Source organism: Mesorhizobium sp. M7A.F.Ca.CA.001.10.2.1 (assembly GCF_003998575.1).
Taxonomy (GTDB): domain Bacteria; phylum Pseudomonadota; class Alphaproteobacteria; order Rhizobiales; family Rhizobiaceae; genus Mesorhizobium.
Map to the genome: position 1 here is coordinate 1 of NZ_RZQY01001141.1, position 932 is coordinate 932.

Annotated in this window: 1 protein-coding gene and 1 pseudogene; both read right to left on the minus strand. The window is 64.6% G+C overall.

The window, feature by feature from the left end; all coding sequences use genetic code 11:
* Window positions 1–326, minus strand: a pseudogene (locus tag EN964_RS35710) (sensor histidine kinase); the annotation flags it as partial.
* A gap of 118 nt (window positions 327–444) precedes the next feature.
* Window positions 445–932, minus strand: a 488-nt coding sequence (locus EN964_RS35715; protein ID WP_281059604.1) for an ATP-dependent helicase C-terminal domain-containing protein, incomplete at its 5' end; no start/stop codon positions are given.

Here is a 932-nt window from a genome sequence, read left to right on the forward strand (position 1 = left end):
GAGAACGGGTTGGTGAGGCCACCGGTCATATAGAGCAGGCCGGCAAGCTGCAGGCTGTCGAAGATGAGGATGCCGAAGGCGGCAAGCGGCGTGAGCCGGTGCGCCGCCGGAAAGCGGAAGGCGAGAAACAGGTTCATCCATGCCGAACAGGCGATCAGGGCAAAGCAGAGGCTGACCGGCAGCGGAAACTTCAGCCCATAGGCGACGACGAGCACCGTCAGGCTCTGACCGACAATGGCAAGCCAGCGCAACCGGATCAGCGTGTTGAGGCGCAATCTCTGGCTCTGCTGGAAATCGGGCGAACGCAAAACGTTGATCATGGCCATGAGTTACAGCCGCGAAGCGGCAAACGCTAGGTACCGCCCCAATCCGAGGAGTCGGAACGGGGCTCTACTTCTTGTTTGAGCATGATCTTTTCCAAAAACCGGCTTCCACTTTTTGGGATCATGCTCTGGGTTTGGCGCGGGCGGTGGCGGTCGCGAGCAGCGGGTTTTCCGGCCAGACATGCTTGGGATAGCGGCCGCGCATGTCGGCGCGCACATCGGCCCAGGAGCCCCGCCAGAAGCCGGGCAGGTCGCGCGTCGTCTGGATCGGCCGGTGTGCCGGCGACAGGAGTTCGAGCGTCAGCGGCACGGCGCCATTGGCGATCGAAGGATGGCGGTCGAGGCCGAACAGCTCCTGCACGCGAATCGCCAGCACCGGCCATTCGCCGTCATAGCGGATCGGCACATGGCTGCCCGACGGAGCACCGAAATGGGTCGGCGCCAGCGTATCGATCCTGCGCTGCAGATCGTGTGGCACGAGGCTGGCCAGCCCGGCCGAGACAACGCCCGCATCGATGGCGGCAAAGGATGCCGCGCCGGACAGGTAAGGCAGCAGCCAGTCGTCGAGGCGCTCGATGAGGGCGTCATCCGCCATGTCGGGCCAGGGCG